General features: G+C 65.0%; 22 protein-coding genes. All 22 read right to left on the bottom strand.

The window, feature by feature from the left end; genetic code table 11:
* Positions 1–24: 24 nt before the first annotated feature.
* Complete coding sequence (locus tag ACQY4O_RS05505; protein WP_428375207.1) at positions 25–1,359, bottom strand: phage head spike fiber domain-containing protein; 1,335 nt, start codon at positions 1,357–1,359, stop codon at positions 25–27.
* Positions 1,356–2,462 carry a baseplate J/gp47 family protein gene (locus tag ACQY4O_RS05500; RefSeq protein WP_428375206.1) on the bottom strand — a complete coding sequence of 369 codons (1,107 nt, stop codon included), beginning with the start codon at positions 2,460–2,462 and terminating at the stop codon, positions 1,356–1,358. Before ACQY4O_RS05500 ends, ACQY4O_RS05505 begins: the two co-directional genes overlap by 4 nt.
* Positions 2,462–2,830, bottom strand: coding sequence for a hypothetical protein (locus ACQY4O_RS05495; RefSeq protein ID WP_428375205.1), 369 nt, complete (start codon positions 2,828–2,830; stop codon positions 2,462–2,464). The genes ACQY4O_RS05500 and ACQY4O_RS05495 overlap by 1 nt, the downstream gene beginning before the upstream one ends.
* Before the next feature lie 2 nt (positions 2,831–2,832).
* The gene (locus ACQY4O_RS05490) at positions 2,833–3,360 is read right to left on the bottom strand and encodes a phage baseplate assembly protein V (protein ID WP_428375204.1); all 528 of its coding nucleotides are present in this window, start codon (positions 3,358–3,360) and stop codon (positions 2,833–2,835) included.
* A 226-nt stretch (positions 3,361–3,586) separates the two neighbouring features.
* Positions 3,587–4,582 (bottom strand): hypothetical protein, encoded by a 996-nt coding sequence (locus tag ACQY4O_RS05485; protein ID WP_428375203.1) that lies wholly within the window; start codon positions 4,580–4,582, stop codon positions 3,587–3,589.
* A 68-nt stretch (positions 4,583–4,650) separates the two neighbouring features.
* Positions 4,651–4,836 (bottom strand): hypothetical protein, encoded by a 186-nt coding sequence (locus ACQY4O_RS05480; protein WP_428375202.1) that lies wholly within the window; start codon positions 4,834–4,836, stop codon positions 4,651–4,653.
* 7 nt (positions 4,837–4,843) lie between these two features.
* Complete coding sequence (locus ACQY4O_RS05475; protein ID WP_428375201.1) at positions 4,844–5,665, bottom strand: hypothetical protein; 822 nt, start codon at positions 5,663–5,665, stop codon at positions 4,844–4,846.
* A complete protein-coding gene (locus ACQY4O_RS05470) occupies positions 5,662–6,459 on the bottom strand; it encodes a hypothetical protein (protein ID WP_428375200.1) in 798 nt (265 codons plus the stop codon). The genes ACQY4O_RS05475 and ACQY4O_RS05470 overlap by 4 nt, the downstream gene beginning before the upstream one ends.
* Before the next feature lie 411 nt (positions 6,460–6,870).
* Positions 6,871–7,020, bottom strand: a complete 150-nt coding sequence (locus ACQY4O_RS05465) for a hypothetical protein (RefSeq protein ID WP_428375199.1) — start codon at positions 7,018–7,020, stop codon at positions 6,871–6,873.
* A gap of 23 nt (positions 7,021–7,043) precedes the next feature.
* Complete coding sequence (locus ACQY4O_RS05460) at positions 7,044–7,295, bottom strand: hypothetical protein (protein WP_428375198.1); 252 nt, start codon at positions 7,293–7,295, stop codon at positions 7,044–7,046.
* A 71-nt stretch (positions 7,296–7,366) separates the two neighbouring features.
* The gene (locus ACQY4O_RS05455; protein ID WP_428375197.1) at positions 7,367–7,792 is read right to left on the bottom strand and encodes a hypothetical protein; all 426 of its coding nucleotides are present in this window, start codon (positions 7,790–7,792) and stop codon (positions 7,367–7,369) included.
* A gap of 69 nt (positions 7,793–7,861) precedes the next feature.
* Positions 7,862–9,442: a phage tail protein gene (locus tag ACQY4O_RS05450; RefSeq protein ID WP_428375196.1), complete on the bottom strand. Its 1,581-nt coding sequence runs from the start codon at positions 9,440–9,442 to the stop codon at positions 7,862–7,864.
* A gap of 12 nt (positions 9,443–9,454) precedes the next feature.
* The gene (locus ACQY4O_RS05445) at positions 9,455–9,637 is read right to left on the bottom strand and encodes a hypothetical protein (RefSeq protein ID WP_428375195.1); all 183 of its coding nucleotides are present in this window, start codon (positions 9,635–9,637) and stop codon (positions 9,455–9,457) included.
* A 10-nt stretch (positions 9,638–9,647) separates the two neighbouring features.
* Positions 9,648–11,558, bottom strand: coding sequence for a hypothetical protein (locus ACQY4O_RS05440; protein ID WP_428375194.1), 1,911 nt, complete (start codon positions 11,556–11,558; stop codon positions 9,648–9,650).
* A gap of 45 nt (positions 11,559–11,603) precedes the next feature.
* Positions 11,604–12,248 carry a hypothetical protein gene (locus tag ACQY4O_RS05435; RefSeq protein WP_428375193.1) on the bottom strand — a complete coding sequence of 215 codons (645 nt, stop codon included), beginning with the start codon at positions 12,246–12,248 and terminating at the stop codon, positions 11,604–11,606.
* Positions 12,249–12,268: 20 nt separating this feature from the next.
* Positions 12,269–12,817, bottom strand: a complete 549-nt coding sequence (locus ACQY4O_RS05430; RefSeq protein WP_428375192.1) for a phage tail fiber protein — start codon at positions 12,815–12,817, stop codon at positions 12,269–12,271.
* A gap of 160 nt (positions 12,818–12,977) precedes the next feature.
* Complete coding sequence (locus ACQY4O_RS05425) at positions 12,978–13,379, bottom strand: hypothetical protein (protein ID WP_428375191.1); 402 nt, start codon at positions 13,377–13,379, stop codon at positions 12,978–12,980.
* Between the two features lie 2 nt (positions 13,380–13,381).
* Entirely contained in the window at positions 13,382–13,561 is a 180-nt protein-coding gene (locus ACQY4O_RS05420) for a hypothetical protein (RefSeq protein ID WP_428375190.1), read from the bottom strand.
* 26 nt (positions 13,562–13,587) lie between these two features.
* Positions 13,588–14,961 carry a DUF4043 domain-containing protein gene (locus tag ACQY4O_RS05415; protein ID WP_428375189.1) on the bottom strand — a complete coding sequence of 458 codons (1,374 nt, stop codon included), beginning with the start codon at positions 14,959–14,961 and terminating at the stop codon, positions 13,588–13,590.
* A 93-nt stretch (positions 14,962–15,054) separates the two neighbouring features.
* On the bottom strand, positions 15,055–15,594 hold the full coding sequence (locus ACQY4O_RS05410; protein WP_428375188.1) for a hypothetical protein: 540 nt from the start codon (positions 15,592–15,594) through the stop codon (positions 15,055–15,057).
* Between the two features lie 110 nt (positions 15,595–15,704).
* Positions 15,705–17,159, bottom strand: a complete 1,455-nt coding sequence (locus ACQY4O_RS05405; RefSeq protein WP_428375187.1) for a phage portal protein — start codon at positions 17,157–17,159, stop codon at positions 15,705–15,707.
* Positions 17,160–17,163: 4 nt separating this feature from the next.
* Positions 17,164–18,876, bottom strand: coding sequence for a hypothetical protein (locus tag ACQY4O_RS05400; RefSeq protein WP_428375186.1), 1,713 nt, complete (start codon positions 18,874–18,876; stop codon positions 17,164–17,166).
* Positions 18,877–19,058: the final 182 nt, after the last annotated feature.

Below are 19,058 nucleotides of genomic sequence, written 5' to 3'. Positions count from 1 at the left end.
CCGCGGCATCGTGACGACGCGTAATCAGCCGGTCAGGATCGCCGGGATGATTGCGGTCCAACCGATGGTGGCAATCGGCTGCGTGGCGACGATTGTCGCTAACACCTGTGCCGGCGTTGACGCGTAGGCGACCGGTACGACGCTGCCTGTCGCGACCAGATCGGCGTCACGCATCCCGAGCGCGCCCGAGGTCGGAATATAGCTTGTCGCGACGGATCCCGGCTCGATCTGCCAACATTGCGTCAGAAAGGCTCCTGGCTGCGTGGGGGAAGCTGTTGCGCCTATCCGCATGCGCACTGTGTTTCCGGGCGCCGCACCTGCCGTGATGCTCGCCGCGAGCCTCTGCCACACTCCTGTCAACGTCATGTCGGCCGGCACCGCGACGCTGGCGTTGCCGGCCAGGTCGACCAAGGACATGTGCGCCTCCGTCAGCCCCGAATCGGCCGGGATCAGAATCCAGACCGAGCCGCATGCAGGCAGGCCGCCCACGGCGACCGCGACGCCCGGACCGACCAAGCTGCTTGCGGCGCCGACGGTCAGGCTGAGTACCGGATCGGCGGGAACCAGAGCATTGCTCGTAGCCTGCAGGCTCCAGGTTGCGGCCGTGTCCGTGGCCTCGGTGAGCGATGTCCAGTTGCGGCTGTCGGTGATCAGGTTGAAGCTGCGGCCTTCGACGAGTGCTCCCTCGAGTATGCCGGACGCATAAAGCGGCCGCAGCGTCATCGGCGGTGCCATGACGATGTTCCCGCTCGCATCCAGATAACTTGCCGGGCTGCGACGGCTCGTGGACAGGCCGGACGTAAACGGCGCGGGCAAGATGACCATCAGGAGATATTGGAACCCCATCATGTCGGAGCCGTACAGAAGGGTTCCCGTGCCGTAGCCACCGCGACCCGCGGCGATATCGCTGGCGCTCGCATAGCCGCCGCAATCCGCGCCACAGGACGGTTCGATCATGACCGGGAGGACGCCGGTGAGATAGGCGACGCGGCTGCTGACCGCCAGCCGCGTGCCGCGCCGGACGAGCAGGTTGCCAAGGATCCTTGCCCGGAAGGGATCGTCAGCTTCGCCCGGATCGCGCGCCAGCGCCTGGGCAAAGAAGTCGCTCGCGATCAGGTCCAGGAAACCGCCCGTCGCCGTAGCGATCCGTGTCTGCAGCGCGGTGTCGCCGAGAAGGTCGAAACAGAACGACCAGGCGGTGCCGAGTCCGCTCAGCAATCCATCGAGAACCGGCGTTGCAGTTGGCAGAGGTGCCGGCGGAGACTGCGGGAACCATCCGGTCGGCAGCACCGCACGCAAGCGTCCGGCCATGTCGGCGGTCGTTCCGATCGGGCTGCCGAGCCCCGGGATTCCGCTCACGCGTCGCAGACCAGGATGGTCATAATGCCCGCACGAACGACGGCACCGGCTTGGCCACCGATGTCAGCAGCGAGGCCGTTCAACGTGACATCCGTCACATTCGAGATGCTGGAGGTTGCGTCGTAGGCCAGGCCGGCCACTCTCGAAATCCGGAGCGCCTGGCCGACCGGAAGCGCATCGACATAGGTGGTGACGGCAGCGCCGGCCGCCTGTTGCGCTGCGGCGGCCTGGGTCGGATCGACGACGGTGATCTGCATTGACACATCTGCCACGATCAGGAGCGGCCCGGTGACGGTGAAGGTCGATCCGACCGGCCGGATGGCGTCGATCGCAGCGGCGACTGCGGTGAGCAGCGAGGCCGGCGGCGAGCCGCTGCCGTCATCCACGATGACGTTGAAGTTGCCGGGCAGCACGGTACCCGCCGAGGTCATGTTCTCCTGGATGACGTAGCTCAAACCCTGCTGGACCGAGGCGATCGCATTGGCAACGGCCTGCTCGGTCGCCTGCGACCGGGTATTGACGTAGATCACGAACCTGGCACAGAGCGCCTGATCTGTCTCCGCTGGCGCGCCATTCGCGAACGCAACCGGATTGGTCACCGTGTCGATGCCGGGGATTGCGGTCCCAAGGATCGTGACGGAGCCCGCCTGTGCGTTGCCGAGCACGCCTGCTACGACGGCCTGTACCGGGACCGAGACCGAGGCAGTCCCCTGGGCACGCAGATAGGGACCACCGACGACAAGAAAACTCTGGGTTCCATCGCTGCTCTTGACCAGCGCGCCGGTCGGTACCGTTGCCGACTGCCCGACCGGGCTGAGCGCGCTCATGACCACGATTCCGGTTGCCGGGATCGCTGGCAGGCGGGTCAGCCCGAAATCGCCGACCCAGCTATCCGCATCGGTTCCCACACTTGTCGAAAGTCGCGTCATCGATAGGACCTGCAGGACCAGATACTGCAACCAGAGCGCTACCGATGCCGAGCTCTCCAGCAAGGCCCGCAGCAGCGACCCGACACTGACATCGAGCAGCGCCACGCAGGCTCCCTGGGCGCTTGCTGCCATATTCGCAACCAGCGTGGTGAAGTTTTGCAACGAAAGCTGCATTATCCGGCTCCTGGTAGGGCAATGGATGCCAGGGCACCGGTTGTCGCATCCTGATAGGAGATGGTTGCGAACGCCTCTCCTGCCATGCCGGCGGTAATCGTGATGACCGGCTCAGGTTGTTGCCGGACCGCCGTCTCCAGGGCCAACTGGCTCCTGATCAGAGCGGCGATCTGCTGGACGGAGACAGTCGCTCCGATCAGCGCCGCAAGTCCGGCGCCATAGTCTAACTGCCAGATATAAGCGCCGGGGTTGGTCAGCAGGCGCCTGAGCACACGCTGCTCCGTCCACGCAGCCTGGTCCACCGTCGCGAGATCCCCGCTGCTTCCGAGTTGAAGATCGCCGCCGATGACATGAGCGATATCGGCCACCGCTAGAGGTTCGGAGGCCCGGAACGGCCCTCCCCGGTCTGCACCCCGTCGTGAACATGGTGCTGCAGGCTGATGCCGCCCGAGACAATGTCGCCGCTTGCCGTCAGCGTGCCGGCGACGGTGATGTCGCCTCCGACGAACAGTCCGGCCTGTGTCAGATGAAGGTATGTTCCGCCGGAGAGAAAGAAGCCGATCTCTCCCGGCTGCACCGGCTGTGATGTGGCCGGGCTGACCGGAGCGGTCGCCGCCGTATCGAAAAGTCGGGCGACGACGACCGGATGCTCTGCGTCACCTTCCACGGCACTGAGCAGAACCTGGGTACCGACCTCGCTCGGGCAGGCGATCCTCAGGCTGCCGGCGGCGAGAGCGCCGTCGGGGATCCATCCGGTTTCCACGCCGTCCGGCTCGATGCTCACCTTGACCGCATGGTTGGTCGGATCGACGCTGGTGACGATGCCGTACCTGGGCTGACCGTTGCTGGCGGCATGTGCTGCGGAATGGAACTTGATTGCCTCGACCCAGTTCGACACGGCATGGCCTCGCGCTCTAAGGTGGGTTGCAGGTTTTCCGTGTCGCGTGACGATCAATGCGACGTTGGGGATGCGGCTCCAGTGGTAATAATCTGACCGAGGAGTCTTCGGACTTTACCACTAGCCTTTGGTTTGATGGGCCGCTTGAACCTGCCGCTCGGGGTGCGAGCGTCAGGATCGGACCACTCGCAGACGACAAGCAGAGTATGATCGATCGGATCATGCTCTAGTCAGCCAGTCCCTGTGCTGTCAGCCGCTGCACGAAGCCACCATGCATGGTCATCTCCCGCTCCAGCTTGGCGACGCGATACGTCCCATCCCAGGGCGCCCCCAGCCCGGTCATCTGGACAAGGCTGCGCGCCGTCGTGTCGAGATCGCCGGCCATCGTCGCGGTCAGTGTCCGCTGGTGTGACAGCACGGTGTTGCTGATGGCATTTGCCAGGGTCTGCGCCGTGTCGGCGGGAAGATTAGGACGCAATATCCTGATCGCACTTCCGCCGGAGACGGAGCTGCTGCCCGCCTGGACCTGAACGCGGGAGCGCTGCCGGCTGTTCCAGCTGGAGACGACAACCGGGAGGTCGCCGGCAAGCGCCAGATTGCGCTCGAGGCTCAGGGAAGAGACATTCAGGATCGGCGAGGCCTGCGTTGGACGACCTTCCTGGAACGTGATCTGCAAGGCCGCACTGGTGGCCGGCGGAGCTGTCCTGAAATTCAGGGTGAGGTCCTGCACCCACAGGTCGAACTGCTCGACCTGGGCGAGGCTCGAAAGCAGATCCCATGCCGTCCCGAACCGGGAGAACGGTGCCATCGATAGCCGGGCGTGCTCGATCTGGTAGTATTGGCCGATGAAGGTGGAGGTCTGGTCGACGGATGCAGTCAATCCACATCGGCCCGCGAGTTGCTGCGCGACTTCGCTGCTCGTGCAATTGAGGAAGGTCTCCGACACCGGCAGGTCCAGCAGACGTGCCGCGTAATCACGACCCTCGAGTGTCACCAGCCCGGAGACCGGGTTGCAATGGATCCGGTCGACACGGCCTGACAGCATTGTCTGCCAGCTCAACGCGCCCTCCGGGGCGCCGGGCGGCAGGAAGCCCATCTGCAGGGTGACATCCAGTGTCTCCGCATCGAACCAGGACGGGCCGCCGCCGCTGGTTTTTGTATCGATTGCGACCTGGATGAAAAAGTCGCCGGCCTGGGAGAGGTTGCTGCTCGAGATCTCCATGGATTGGCAGCCCGCAATGACCTGCCCCGACACCAGCAGCCGCGAACGCGGACGACGACATGTATCGCTCATTGCGACGGCAAGCCCCCGCCTGCCGCGCTGTCGAACGGCGGCAGGGAGAGCTCGCAAACGCCATGCAGGATCGGATCGCTCAGTCCGTTGAGGGACGCGATCCGGTTCCATTGGGTTGCATCACCGAGCTGCTGCGCGGCAACATGATAGAGGGTCGTATCTGCGACGCGTATGATGTCCATCCGGCTCTCATGCAAAGATCAGCGGGTCGCCTTGGGGCAAGCCGGCCAGCTGGTTCAGGTTGGATTGGCTACGATTGACGTAGCCGGCAGACTGGGTCATGGCGGCGAGCGACCCGGCATCCTGAGCGAGGCCGTCGAGTGACGGCTGGGATGTGCCCGCTGTCCCGAAATTCGCGCCGCCGGTCACCAGTCCGGCGCCGGTCATCGACAGGGCAGCCTGAAGCGCCGAGCCGCCAGCCGATAGTGCGTTGCCGACAAGGGCCAGCGTCTGGGTGGCTGTCGGTGCAGAGGCTGCCGCAATCACGACCTGCGCCTGCGAAAGCGACGAGCCGGCCGCGCTACCAGGCAACAAGGAAGCTGCGGTCAACAGATCATTGCTGATCGAGGTAGCGATCGCACCGGCGGTATCGTTGACCGGCGAGGTCGTCGACGGCAGGATCTCGGCCCGGATGCGGTATGAGATCACCGCCCCGCGATCCTGGATATCGTAGTCGAAATGCACGACGACGACGTTGAACGCATAGTCACCGAAGCTCAGTCCGACCAGATCACCATTCTGCCGGATCGCATCGACGACACGGGCCCGGGCAGCAGCCGACGGTCCGGTGAAGTAGCCGGTCCAGCTGATCGCGCCCTCATCCGGACCCATCGCGTCGATGATGCGGCCACCGCCCGGCAGGCGATGGATGCTGACCGCGTGCTGTCCACCGACCTTGATCCGCGCTGGCACCTCGTGGCCGTAAAACAGCACCGAGCCCAGGATCAGCGGAGCTTGCTCGAGTGTCGCCAGAAGTGTGTCTGCCAGTGCTAGTCCGAACCCTGCGCTCACAACGGCACGCTCGATCCGGTGAAGATCGGGAGCGCCTTGATATTGACCGCCGACGCGGAACGAGGCGGCAAGCTGGCGCCGCTGACCTGGGTCGCCGCCGCGATCCTGCCGAGCTTCCGACCGTCGATGATGATATCCCCGGTGAGGGCGATCGTCGTGTCGCCCTGGCCGCTCCCCGCGAAGCCGCCCGCGAGCCGCTCGGCGGATTGCGCCGCCGGGCTGCCGGGATACCGTTGGCTTGCGGCCTCTCGTCGTCCGCTGCTGGTGACAGCACCGACCTCATGACGGGGCAATGACGTCCATGCACCGGCGTCGGGCGCAGGCGCCCGGCGAGGCACACCCTTGGCACCTGTCAAGGCGGCAACTTGCCGTGCGGCGGCAGCAACCGCTTCAGGCTTGCCTGCGTCCGTCCTGGATCCGGCGGCAGACATCCACGTGTCTGATCGTCCGGTGCCAGGCGGTGCGGCATAGGCCCGATCGAGGCCGCGGCCCGTCCCGCGGCCGGACGGCACGATGCGCCTCGTCTGGGTCGCATTGGCACGCGCTCTGGCAGGCCGGTCGGCTGGCGTTGCCGTGAGCACGGCGCCGAGTTGCGGCAGGCGCTGCCTGGCGATCACGCCCGGCATCCCGCGCGCGATCGCCGCTCGCAACCCGCTCTCCGCCAGGACGACCTCTTCCGGATGAGGGTTTGTGGATTGCCGCTTCGCCAGCCCGGCAGCGCTTGATCGCGCCTGGAGTGCAACCTGCGCCGCACGTGGCGTCGAGGACGGGCGCGGGACGGCCTGCTGCAGCAAGCCCGGATCCGCCCGTGGCGGCCCCGCCGGCAACGGCCACGCACCAACAGCGTTTTCGGCCGGACGATCAGACGTGCTGATCCTGCGAAGCGCGCTGCTGCCTGGCGTGGGCGAGACGAGGCGAGCGAGCACGTCCCGCCCGGTCGGCACCGATGCGAAGGAGGCGCCGGCTAGCGCGGCTGGCATCTCCCCGGCGACCGGCCGGCGGCGCTTCGGAACGCCATTGCCGACATACCCGCCCGCCTGCACAAGTGCTGCTAGACCCGCCATTGTTGTGTCGGACGCATCTCCTGCTGACCTCAGGCTCCGGCGTATCGCGGCAAGAGCAGCGGTCGGCGACTCCGCTTCGGCAGGAAGGCTGGGGGAAACGGTCATGGGCGTGGCGTCCCTCCCGAGCACGCGGACCAGGGCTCAGAGCGGCTGGATCGCCCAACGCAGGGTGGACCAGTCGAACAGGCCGCCGTCGATCTCGCCGATGCAGACACAGCAGGCCAGTCGCCGCGCGGGCGACATGGCCATCACCTCCTGCCATGGCACCCCGTTGCGCAGCAGATACATCATCTGCTGCAGCAGGGAGTGCCGGCTCAGTTTTTTGCCGTATCGATCTCTCCGGCGTTCGCCGCATCCCCGATGACGTCGTCGGGATAGTGCGCCCTGGACAACGCATCCATGCCGACATTGCCGATCTTGCGGGCCAGTTCCCTGACCGCATCCTTGGATCGAGGCATGAGCACCGGCCTACCGTCGATGGCGTTGACGGAGCAGATCATCAAGGCGTAGCGCATCCACGCTTCGGACGATGCAGCGCTGCCCGCCGCCTCGAGCAGGTCCAGCATGTCGGCCGGAGTGGATGACTGCAGGGCGAAGCGCCTGCCGTCGCCGCTATCGATCTCACTGGGGAGCATCATCAGATCCTGTTCCGCTGGCTTGCAAAGAAGTTGATGGTCTGGGTCACGATGACCTCGGCCTTGTAGGTGCCGGAGTTGCTCAGGGTGAGCGCCACTCCGGTGAACTCATAGGTGCTGGTGGATCCGTCGGCCTCGCTCACGTACTGGTAGATCGTTCCGGACCCGATCACACCGGCATTCCAGAATGCTGCCTCGATCGCGACGATCAGGTCATCGAGCGCCGAAGATCCGCGGTCCATGTGAAACTGGCCACGCCAGCCCGCCGGCGTGTTGAACTCGACCGGCACGCTGTTGAGCGGATCGGACCTCTGCAACTTCACCTGCTGTTCCGCCTGGAAGCCCACGACATCACGCAGATCGATGCGGATGCCGTTCCACAACAGAACGACCTGACAGTCGCGGCCAATGCTATAGGGATTGCCCAAGGTAGATCCTCTATCGGTTGATCGCGGCAAGAGCCGGCTCGACGTTGACGGGATTGACGCATCCTCAGGCTATATGAGGCTAGGCGCCTGGCTCGATGTGATCGTGACGCTCTGGCCGCCCTGCAGATTGACGATGAATTTCTCGTTGATGCCCTGATACTGGATCTGCACGTCGGCCTGCACGTAGCCCAGCGCCGTGCGTGACAGTGGATTGTTGGACGTGCCGCAAACGACCGCGTACGGGATCGACCCGTCGACGGACCCCAGTACGCCCTGACCAAGCAGGTTCGACAGGAAACCGAGCAGGGTCGCCCGGATATTCGAGAGCAGCGTCGAATTGATCACGCTGCCGACATACAATCCCATACCGGCGGCCAGAGTCTGCGCGATGAAGTTCGTCATGCGCGTGTAGGCGTCGCCGGCGATCACCGGGTTCGTCGAACTGTTATGTCCGCACCGGATAGCCCAGTATGATCCTCCCGGCGCCGGGTTGCAGACCACGTCGATGCCCGCGGAGAACAAGGTCTGCAATTCGACCGAAGAATAGGTGGTTTTCTGCCCGCTGGCGGCAAGCCCGCTCTTCTGGCTGCCGATGATTCCGTACAGCTGCTTGTTGAGGCCGGATTGTTCGGGTGAGAGGTTCGCCAGGCAACCGGCGACAAATCCCAGCGGGCTGACCAGCCGCGTCTGAGTGTTCGACGTGTCGTACCAGAACAGCCAGTCCCCGAACATCATCTTGAGGCCATACGAGTCGATGCCGAAGCTCTGCTTGCTCTCGATGGCATTGGTGATCGTGTCGCCACTGGGACCGCACGCGATCATATAGATGCCCTCCTGCAGGCCGAAGCTGCTCATCGGTGTCCAGCAGGTCGGGTCGGTGCAGTCTGCCAGCAGGGCGAGCGCACATCCCTGCCCTCGCAATGCGAACATTCCGCTCCGGGTCAGCCCATCGCCCCCGACAAGGGACGCGGGGGAAATCCCGGCGACGCCGTCGGTTCCGCCCATCAGGCTCTGGTTGCCGACCAGCGAAGGAGCAGTCGAGCCCCCGGATCCGAGGGTTGCCACGCAAAGTTGCGAGGGCCCGCGCATCGGACCGGTTCCGACATTGACGGCTTGGGCGGCGTTGGTCCAGAACCCAGCCGGACCCAGGCTGGCGTCGATGTTGTCGAACACTTCCGGCAGCATCCCCGGAACCTGAAGCGACAGTTTCCAGCTATTGGCGTTCGTGCCGATGCTCAGTATCAGCGCAATCCGGTTGCCTTGGCTGCCGGTAAAGATCGCGGTCAGGAGCATCGGATAGTCGTTGCCGACGGCGCTGTAGAGCAACGCATAGTTCGCGGCGGTGTCGGTGCCATCCGTGACCCGTACCCCCACCAAGGCGGACGCGCCCTGGTCGACGGCGCAGGAGGCCGGCGTTCCCATGTCGAACGGGCGCACCATGATCGCACCGAAGATCGTGCTGTAGCTGGCAAGATCGGCGAACAGCACCGGCTGATTGACCGGACCCCAGCTTGCGGTGCCGACAATGCCGAGCAGGTCGCTCGGAGCACCGTTGAGGCTGAGGGTCTGAGGCGAGGCGATCTGCACATAGAGGTCGGGTACGACGAGCGCTGCCGTGTTCAGGCTGCCGGATTGGGTGATCTGCACCATGGTTCTGACGCCTCATTCAGCCGAGGCAGCGGGATGCTGCGGAAGTCGTGTGCGAACAACCAGGGACGCGTTGCCCCCCTGCAGGATCGCCGCGATCACCGCCGCATCCGTCAGCAGCTGTCCGCGCGAGTACGAGCCGAAGGCGTGCAGGACAACCAGCGCCTCTGGGAGCACATCTGGGAGGGCTTCGGTCATGGATCCACCTTCAGGAAATCAGGGTAATTGAGGGCTGCATGGAGCGAGCGATCGCCGCCGCGGTGGCAGCGGCGGCGGCGAGGCTTCTGTCGAGATCCGGCCCATCCGGCGTCCAGGTCGGCATCAGCCAACCCCCTTCAGCTAGTTCGTTCCAGGCATAGACAAGACCGATCTGCGCCGGGCAGGCCACGGCATTAGCCACAACGACCTGGATCAGCTGGACGAGGTGCGTTCCGACCTCGGACGCGGTCGCGGTCTCGTAATAGTTTGTCGGCGTGAGGCTGGGCGCGATCGGATAGAAGGGCTGGGGGTCGAGGATGAGAGGCCTCTGGTCCCATCCGGTCATCGCCGTGGGAACCATCGGGAAGCCGGCATTCACCCTCGCCATCCAGTCCTGCTCGGCCGCCAGCGCCAGGGACGAATAGGGCTGCGCCGAGCCATTCAATTCCGGCACGGCATAGGCTCCCGCCGCGTCGGCACCGACTTGCCGCGCCGCGCCGATATTGTCGTAATCGGCGAGAGCGGCACCTGACAGCCAGACGACATAGGGATTGCCGCCGCCCGCCGCCTGCACCTGGCTGCGCACCAGCGCGAGTGCTGCCGACACGCCGCCGACCGGCAAGCCCGATGTCTGAGCCGGCGACGCATCCAGAACCAGATAGAGCGGGCGGCCACCGGCCACGGTCATGTATCCGGGCTGCGTCATCATGGAGATGTCGCGCAGCAGGGATGGCTGGTCCTCGCCTCCCTCGCCCCAGTTTGATGTCTGACCGAGCATGCAGAACTGTAGCTTTGAGCGCAACGAACTGGACAAATACAGGCGCAGTGCCAGGCTGAGGGTGTCGGTCGGCTGGTAGCTGTCGAAGGCCCAGAAGGTCAGACCAGCCTGAACCGCTGCCAGTATCTCTGCGTCGAGCGTCGCCTGGGTTGCCAGCGGCCAGCTCGCGGCACCGGCATTGATCGTCGCATTCGCCGGCAGCCTGAAGTTGAAGGCGGCCGGCGAGAGCGCTGCCGCCACCTGCTCGTCAACCGCATTCGCAGGGTCATACCAGGCGTCGAAGCGGAATGCTCCCAGCGGCGGCACGACGAGCACCGGCGGAGGTGCCAGGCAACTGAAGCCGACCTCTCCCCCATCACCCAGCAACGTCCCTATGCCGAACAGCATCTGGGCGCCGGTCATCCTGATCGTCGTCGGATACTCGATCGTGTAGTTCAGGATCCGACGATACAGGCTGGCGTTCTGCGATTCGTCGGTCTCGACACTGCTGTGATAGGTCAGGCGGGCCACGGTGCCGTCGGGCAATCCGAACCAGTCCAGTGGCGACAGGTAGTTGTCGATGGCCGTGGCCAGGGCATCTCGGCCGCCCGGCGTCGGGCACCAGACCGAGACCATCAGCCCCTGCTCCTGGCGACGTGTCTCCATCTCGGCCGTCCCGCTTCCGGCGACCCTCGCCTGCAGCGACCGTTCCGGGGCAAGACTGATCACAACGCCCGCGCTGCTGGCGGAAGGGATCATCGCCGCAAGCGCCGCGGCGGCATCGGCAACGCTGTCATCGGCAGAGAGCGTGTAGGCGTACCCTATACCGTCGACGAGCAGCCCGGCCGTCTGGCCTGCCCCGCTCGTGCCGCCGAATGTCGCCTGCGATCCATCGATGGTGATGGTGATGGTCGGCGCCACGAGGCCGGTGGTCCGCCAGATCCTGGGATAGCGCGATGTATCGCGGGTCGAGTTCGGCCGGCTGAACACCGTCACATTCTGCGTGCCGATCTGCAGGTCGCTGTTCAGCGTCTTGTTGATCGGCCACCCGCGATAGATTTTTATCATGGCTCCCGTCACGCTCGGGACCGCTACGCCGCCCGGATAGGTCGCGCCGAGGATGAGCGAGCAAAAGGCCTCCTCGACATCGGATATGTCAGCCATGCCGGTGAGACTCCCAGTCGGTCGAAGCCAGCAGCACTGAACGGATCAGGTCGTCGCCAGGCCGGCCAGCAGCTTCCAGCCATAGGCTGTCAACTCGGCATTCATGATCGTGTAGCTCTGTCCGTTCTGATCCTGCAGCTCCAAGCCGATGCCGATCGTGATCCCGGGCATCGCTGGGAGGCAGACCTCGAAATAGGCCGCCCGCGTATCGCTGGGCAGCTTCGTGACGTCCTGTTCGCCTCGGCTCTTTGCCAACACGTTTGCCGGCCACCCGCTTGCCAGCACCGTATCCGTGGCGCTGATCTGGCCACCATAGGCATTGGTACCGGCTGTCGTTGCCGCTGCCGTATCGACGATGCCGAGGACGGCATTGCACAGCACGCACCACGCAGGCTGCAGTACCTGCACGCGGGAGACGAAGTAGGTCTCTGTGCCGACGAGCAGATCGCCTGCAAGCACGAGACCGGGATCAACCAGCATCAGGACGAAAGGACGTCCGGGCGGCGTCGGCGTCTCAAGGCTCAGATCCCTGCTGAAATCGAAGGCGCAGGTGAGCGTGGCCATGGGATCGGCCGACCCGATCGGGTCGATCGCCTGGGTCGGGCGATATTGCAGATAGTCGCCGCCGGTGATGGAGCCGCAGAGTGCGAGGCCCCGCGCGATGAGCGCCTGCAGCCTGCTCTGGTCCACGAGGCCCTCCTTGGATCAATTCAGGATACCGCGACCACGCCGCCATCGTTCCAGAGCTGGCCGCTGCCGGGCGTCGAGGCCGCCGCCGGCAGCGCCGGCATCACCACCGTGCTGCCGAACGTGGCAGGATTGGCCGACAGCACACCGCCGACCACCTGCAGGGCCACGCCCGTGCCGACCGGCCGGCCATCGGGTGTGACAGCAACGGTGCTGCCGCCCGGAAAACCAAAGACATCCGGCCCTTCCCGCAAGCTGTGAAAGAACAGGATGTTGGTCCCCATGCTAGTGGTGTAGGTGCGTCCCGCCGCGATCACGGCAGGCGATGACAACGGCCACCAGAGCAGCAGATTTCCCGCCGTCACCGCATCGAACAAGGCGGCGCACGCGAGCGTTCCCCAACTGGCCACAGAGGGTCCACTCGTGCCACCGCTGGTATCGAAGCAAGTGCCGTTCTGCAACGGACTGAAATGGATCTGGCGCCGTGCGTATCCCGGATCGACAGGTTCCAGCAGGGCGCCACCCTGGATCGTCAACCCGTAGCCGATCCAGCCCGAGAAAAAGCTCGGCATGGTCACTCTCCTGTCCATATAAGCCGTGCGGTCGGAGCAGACACTGTTTCTCCACAGGTCGGGGCCGCCACCTCGAGAAACCCGGAGCCAGCAGCTGGGGCCCCGTCTCCGGAAGTGGTATTTGAATTCCAGTCAAGCGCAGGCCAACAACTCTCCGACACTAGATGACAATACGACCACCGGCCGCCGCACCAGGATCGAGCGGAATGCCGAGGAAGGCCGCCAGCCTGCGTCGCCACTCATCGAAGAGGCGCACCCGGTCCATGACCTCCGTCCGGCTATGGGTCCAGGATGCCGCCTTGTCCGTGTCCAGATTGGCCGCCGATGTCGGCACCGCCTGCTCAAGCAGATAGAGCCAGGACAAGTACTGCCGAATGACCTGGAGCTCCTCCGGCAGCACGTTGGTCAGCCGGTATTCGAGGGTTCCGTAGGCCTGGAAGAAGCGCCACGATTGAGCACCGGATGCCGTGTTGCCGTAAGCGGGGTAGCCGCAGAACCGGCGTACATCGACGCGTTCCGCGTCGTTCAGTGCCGCATTCGATAGACTGCTGGAGCCTGACATGACTACTTCTCCTGCAGCTCGACTCCACGGGCGCGAAGCATCTCGATCTCCGCCGCGTCATCGACGATCTGGTCAGCCAGCCAGGCCCGGTGGGTCCCGTCCGCTTCGAAAAACCCGTGCGGGAACTTCACGCGCATCGCCGGAACGCCGCCTTCGCCGGCTGGCACTCCTTGCGGTGCCACCTGGAGCGCTCCGGGTCGCTTGGCCATCACAGGCTCTCGATGACGACGCCGCGCTTGAGGTAGCTGTTTGTCGAGGTCGGAATGATCGATGTGCTGGCGGTGGAATCTGTCGGCAGCGCGTAGCCTCCGATCCAATACCAGGACTGGGCGATGATCTGCTTCAGCCGGTCGAGCGGCTCGCGGGTTACCATGACGACGTTGTCCATGTGCTCGATCAGCGATTTTTCGGCGTCGGGGATGTCACGATGCCCCATGTCCTGGTAGTCGCCCTCGATCAGCGCTCCCTTTCCACAGACGATCGCCCGGTGGATCGCACCGGCGCCGAGGCTGGCCTGCTGCGGCGCCTCGGTCGTCGGCACGAAGCGGACGCCCAGCAATTCCACGATCGCACCGGAGTGATAGACCTCGGTGCCGTACGCACCGCGATACAGGTATTTGAAGTCACCATCACGGAACAGCCCCAGCATCTGCTGGTCATCAAGGTAGCAGTTGAAGGAGCCGTTGATCGGCGGCACGTTGTTCATGCGCAACGCCGCCACGGCTCCCAGAACCGTCTGGATGCCCAGCGTGTCGCCGGGCACATAGGAGACCGCGCCATAGGTTCCGGAAGGCGCCATCAGGGCCGCCGTCGTGAGCCTCCCGTTCGGCCTGAGCACGAGCGGAGCGGTGGAGGCGACAACGGCCTGGGCCAAGGTGCCGTCCGCCACGGCGACGTTGGTCGAGAACGTTAACGTTCCGGAAATGCCGTTCGGAGCGCTTGAGACATTCACCGCGTCAGCGACGCTGCTGCTCAACGTGTAGGCATTCGAACCGACGGTCACCGTCATCCCGGTCGTCGTGCCGACCGAGACAACCTGACCCAGGCTGCTCAGAACGTTCTGGAAGCCGCGTATATCGTCGACGCGTACCGTCGTCGCCGCCGAGCCGAGCGTCGTGATGACCCGGGTGTTGCCGCCGAGATAACCGCCGACGCCGCCCGCGGATCCGCCGAACAGGGCGTTTCGCGCGATGCGGTCAAGCGACTGCATCGCCTGGACGCCGTTCGTACGGGCGTTGGCAAGGAACTGGCTGGCAATGCCCACACCTTCGCTGACCATGTTCAGATCGATGGTGTCGCCATACTGGTTGATCGTCAGCGTATACTGCTCGACCGACCAGGTGGAAGGCGTCAGGCCGTTGTCGAAATTGGTGTTCGACGACGTCACCAGAGGCACGGTCACGGGCGTCTTCAGGCCCTTGCGCGTCTTGGTGACGGTCTCGCCGATCCGGTTGGGGAACACCTCCCGGTCGGCGATGGCGCGGAAGCTGAGCCTGGATTGCAGGCCGTCCTGGAACTCGCGCGCCAGAAAGCCCTGCTGGATGATCGGCTGCAACTGCTGCGGGAAGTTTTGAATCGCCATCGGGTGGGATGCCTTTGCTTTGCGTGCGGGGGATCAATTCCGATCCCTTGCCGGGCCGATCAAGATGGAGAGATGTCGTCTCGCGCGTCCGGCTCAGGACCCGAGGAGCCTGCCTCGCTCGGCCTGCCAGGCCTCTCGCGTCATCGTACGGGCATCCAGTTCCGCGGGTGCCGCCGGCGCCGGGGCGCGCAGCGTCTGCCCGGTCGTCCCCGTGCTGACACCCGATTGGCCATCGGCGAACAGATAGGGCTTCTGCTGTCGCAGCATCTCGATGAGCGCCTCTGCGCCAACGACATCCCCGGTTTCGCTCAATGAGAGAGTCGAGGTGTCGGCGAGCCGGAGCGCATCGAGGTCCACGATGCCCGCCTTGAGCGCGTGCGCCTTCAATTCGGACCGGATGATCCGTCCGGTGAGATCGGTGCGCAGCGAGGCCACTTCCTCGTCACGCTGCCGGTTGGCAGCCGCCACTCCGGCGTCGCGATCGCTCTGCGCGGCTCGCACCTGCTCGCGGTAGCGTACGAGGTCGCGTCTCAGTCGCTTCTCGTAGTCACTGGCTTCACGCGTCGGCTCTTTGGCCTCGACAGCCGGCGCTTCATCTGAAACGTCGATCGGTTCTGAGGTATGGTCGGACATGCAGCGTATCGCCTTCCTTGAAATTGAGATCGAAGCGTTGCAGCATCGGCTCAAGGGGAGCCTCATCGACCAGGTCACACGCTCGGTCCGGGCTCTTGAATCGAGGCACCTCAAGCCGAGGCAGGATCCGGTCCCGCCGCCACCCGACCAACCTTAGTAAAAAGTCGGTCACGATGGCCTTGCAGATCGTTGAGCGGTGCCACGATGTCGAATGCGGCTTGCCGGTCGATCACCCCGCTGGCAACCAGTGTCGCGACGGTGCTGGCCTGCGCCTGCCGGTCTGCGAAAGTCGTCGGAAACCAGCTCGGCCAGACCAGCGACAGCCCCGTCGCATCGAGATCGGCGTGATCCTTGCCGGCAATCCTGAGGCCGCCGCGGACGCGTCCGGTGGCGGCGCAGACCATGCGCATCAGCGCCAGCAGGCCACACTCGCCGTACGAAATCCGCAGCCGGTCCGCGAGCCAGATCAGGCCCTGGAACATCATCTCGATCGCACGGCCGCTTTGCGCGTTCGAAAGCCGGTCACCGTGGGCCCGGTTGCCGTGCATGGCCTCCAGTGCGATCGCGCGAAGTTCCTGCACATGCGCCAGCACCGCAGCGGCGGCATTGCCGTTGATCTCGAGCAGCTTTGCGTCACCCTCGGGCGGCAACGTCAACGCGCTCGACGCACCGCCTGACCGGACGGTCATGGCGACACCACCCAGGCCGGCGCCTGGATCCTTGAGGACCAGCGTTGGGTCCGAGCCGTATTTCAGCCCGCGTCCGGCCTGCGACAGCAGATAATCCGCCTCGATGACGGTGTCGATGGCAGCCGAGAACGTGCAGGCGCCGTCGGCGGGATCACGCTCGTAGCCTCCGTCCCCGGAGATATTGCGTATCCAGACAATCGGGACGAAGCCCAGGTCATGGACCACGCTGCGCTCCTGGTCCACCCGGCGTTCCTGCCCGGGCTGGTCGACAGGCACCGGCAGATACCAGGTCTCGGCTGTGTCGTCCCAGCAGCGCTCGAACCACATCTGCCCCGCCGCAGGGTCAACCCGGTAGCCCAGCGCCGCCAGATCCGTCGCCGCGACCTTGTAGCGCTCGGTGACACGAACCAGGCACCGGGGATCATTCCGGCTCCATTGCGGAGTGAGGAACCGCGTGCCCAGGACTTCGACGAACGGCCTGCGCTGCACCGCCCTGAGGAGCAAGGCGACCGAACCAACCGAACCCCGTGTCGCAGCGTCAAGCATGATGTCGTTGAGGTGTGTCTCGCGGATCAGATCTGCCAGCGCCTGTATCGTCCGCAGGTCAGCCGCACCGATCTCGGGCCAATGCCCTTCGCTGAAAAGCAGGGAGACGGAGTCTTCGACGACGACGCGGCAGAGGCCGGTTCTCACGGAAGGCCGCCGATCATCCAGCGGCACATAGTCTCCGGCCTCGCTGCGCTCCCGGGAGAAGGCGAACGGAAGCACATCGTATTGCCGTCCTTCAAGCACTGCCTCCAGGGCACCGAGACGATTGCTTCTTGCCGGCATGTCTGCGTCGCGCGGCATCCGGGCCTGGAGAGCTAGCCAGTCCATGAGATCAACGCTCCATGAATTGCAACACCGGTCTCGCTGTGACCGGCTGACGCAGAGTGCGGCCGAACAGGTAGTATCCCGTTGCGTCGACGAGGTGGTCGTGCCCGGAGGACTTGTCCGGCTCGTTTGTCCCGTCACGGTAGATGAGCCGTTCGTAGGCCTCGATCGAACGGACGCATCCCGGGTCGACGAATGCGTGCCGCGCCCCGTCCGCCGACAGGAACTGCCGGTTCACGACATTGGTGCGATCACGAACCGACGGATGCGAAGCCGTTGCCATCACCCTGAACCCGGCATGACGCAGGATGCCGATATCGGTCCGGCCCGCCGCCGAGCTTCGTCGCTGGGCGCCCGCTGGGTCCGGGTAGATCGTGATATGGTCCAGGGCCGGCTTCTGGGGATCAAAGCCCGGGCGTCCATAACGACGCGCCAGCTCGGCGGCGAGCTCGTCGGTATTCGATGTCGGCATCACGATCTCGTCGATTTGACACGCGATGTCCCCGTCTTCCTGCCAGACGCTTGCCGACATCGGGTTTATGTTGAAGTCCATCCCGACATGCAGCGGTCGGTTAGCGTCGTATTGCACTGCTTTGACGTTCTCGGCCCGGCTGAAGGCATAGATCACGCGTCCGGCATAGGTCTCGAAGCTGGCCTCGTACTCCTGCCTGAATGTCCTGGGATCGAGCTGTTGCCGGGCCGCCTCCACCTCCTCCGATGGCACGTTGCCGCCGCTGAGGGTTGTGAACATGAACGAGCGGTAGCCTGAGCCTCCGGCCCCCTGGCCGAGCATGTAGGCGTCACGAAAATGGTCGAAACCCTTCGGCGTTCCGACAAACAGGGCGTGACCACGTGCGGTCGACAACATCGGTCGGATGACCTCATTCCAGGCCTCGGGCCTGCAATCGGCCCATTCATCCCCGCCAAAGAACCAGAGGCCGGATCCCCGCAAATTCTCGAAAGCGTCCAGGCCGACCAGGCGGATGACATGTCCGGAACGAAGCCGCATCGAGCAGTCGGTCTCGTTCGGCGGGGCATGCAGCCACCGCCGCGGGATTGTCTTCTTCAGGCGTGCCCACATCACCCGCTTGGCCTGCAGGAACGTCGGTGCAGCGTACCAGATCTCGTTTTCGGTCCCGATGCTGTGCCGGACCGCGAGGCGCACCGCCCGGCGGATCTCTTCTGTCATCAGGAAGGTATTGTGGGTCGGCACGAGGCCCTCTGTGCAGAGATACAGGCTCGAGGGCGAATTGACCTGCAGACACCGCACCGGAACGCTTGCAACCGGATCGACCGAAACCACGCGCCGCGCGCCGCGACCTTCCACCTGCCAGCGGATCAGCATGCCGGCAGGACCGGCCACGAGCCCGGGGCAGTGACCGAGTGACCGGAGCAAGCTGACGATCTGCTCGGCCGCCGGGTTCCCCGCCGGTATCAGGCCACACCGCCTGGGATCTCCTGGAGCGCCGGCCAGCAATTCATCGAGTAGCCACCGCCGCTGCCGTATCGAGCCGGCCAGGCCGTCGGGCTGCAGCCGGGTGGGTCCGGGATGCTCCTCGAGCATGAGCGCGCGGCACGCCTCGATACGACAATCGGCGTCGGCACCGTTCTGCAGCATCAGTCTGATCTGCCTTGTCGTCACGAGCCGGTGGCCGAGTGCCCCCGTGAGGCGCCAGAGATGTTCGTCGTCGGCTACGATCTCGACACCATCATCGAGCATGATCCGGTTGCAGGGCCTCCCATGCATGACGCCGGTTGCGAAAACGACCCGGCAGGGGCGCCCATTCTCGTCGAACAGCTGATCTCCGGGCTGGACATCGGCAATCGTCGTCCATCCCGACCCGCAGCGCAGGCGCGTCGTCAGCGCCAGCGCCTTGCCGAAGCGTCGGCCGCAGACGGCGA

It is taken from the genome of Lichenicoccus sp., assembly GCF_965277665.1.
Classification (GTDB): Bacteria; Pseudomonadota; Alphaproteobacteria; order Acetobacterales; family Acetobacteraceae; genus Lichenicoccus.
This window is presented reverse-complemented; position numbering and strand designations above follow the sequence as displayed.

Coding starts and splice junctions, on each gene's coding strand:
- ACQY4O_RS05500 (WP_428375206.1), bottom strand. CDS start 2,462: ATGCAGCTTTCGTTGCAAAACTTCACCACGCTGGTTGCGAATATGGCA.
- ACQY4O_RS05485 (WP_428375203.1), bottom strand. CDS start 4,582: ATGGAGATCTCGAGCAGCAACCTCTCCCAGGCCGGCGACTTTTTCATC.
- ACQY4O_RS05480 (WP_428375202.1), bottom strand. CDS start 4,836: ATGGACATCATACGCGTCGCAGATACGACCCTCTATCATGTTGCCGCG.
- ACQY4O_RS05465 (WP_428375199.1), bottom strand. CDS start 7,020: ATGATGTATCTGCTGCGCAACGGGGTGCCATGGCAGGAGGTGATGGCC.
- ACQY4O_RS05460 (WP_428375198.1), bottom strand. CDS start 7,295: ATGCTGGACCTGCTCGAGGCGGCGGGCAGCGCTGCATCGTCCGAAGCG.
- ACQY4O_RS05450 (WP_428375196.1), bottom strand. CDS start 9,442: ATGGTGCAGATCACCCAATCCGGCAGCCTGAACACGGCAGCGCTCGTC.
- ACQY4O_RS05445 (WP_428375195.1), bottom strand. CDS start 9,637: ATGACCGAAGCCCTCCCAGATGTGCTCCCAGAGGCGCTGGTTGTCCTG.
- ACQY4O_RS05440 (WP_428375194.1), bottom strand. CDS start 11,558: ATGGCTGACATATCCGATGTCGAGGAGGCCTTTTGCTCGCTCATCCTC.
- ACQY4O_RS05430 (WP_428375192.1), bottom strand. CDS start 12,817: ATGCCGAGCTTTTTCTCGGGCTGGATCGGCTACGGGTTGACGATCCAG.
- ACQY4O_RS05425 (WP_428375191.1), bottom strand. CDS start 13,379: ATGTCAGGCTCCAGCAGTCTATCGAATGCGGCACTGAACGACGCGGAA.
- ACQY4O_RS05415 (WP_428375189.1), bottom strand. CDS start 14,961: ATGGCGATTCAAAACTTCCCGCAGCAGTTGCAGCCGATCATCCAGCAG.
- ACQY4O_RS05410 (WP_428375188.1), bottom strand. CDS start 15,594: ATGTCCGACCATACCTCAGAACCGATCGACGTTTCAGATGAAGCGCCG.
- ACQY4O_RS05405 (WP_428375187.1), bottom strand. CDS start 17,159: ATGGACTGGCTAGCTCTCCAGGCCCGGATGCCGCGCGACGCAGACATG.
- ACQY4O_RS05400 (WP_428375186.1), bottom strand. CDS start 18,876: ATGCTCGATGATGGTGTCGAGATCGTAGCCGACGACGAACATCTCTGG.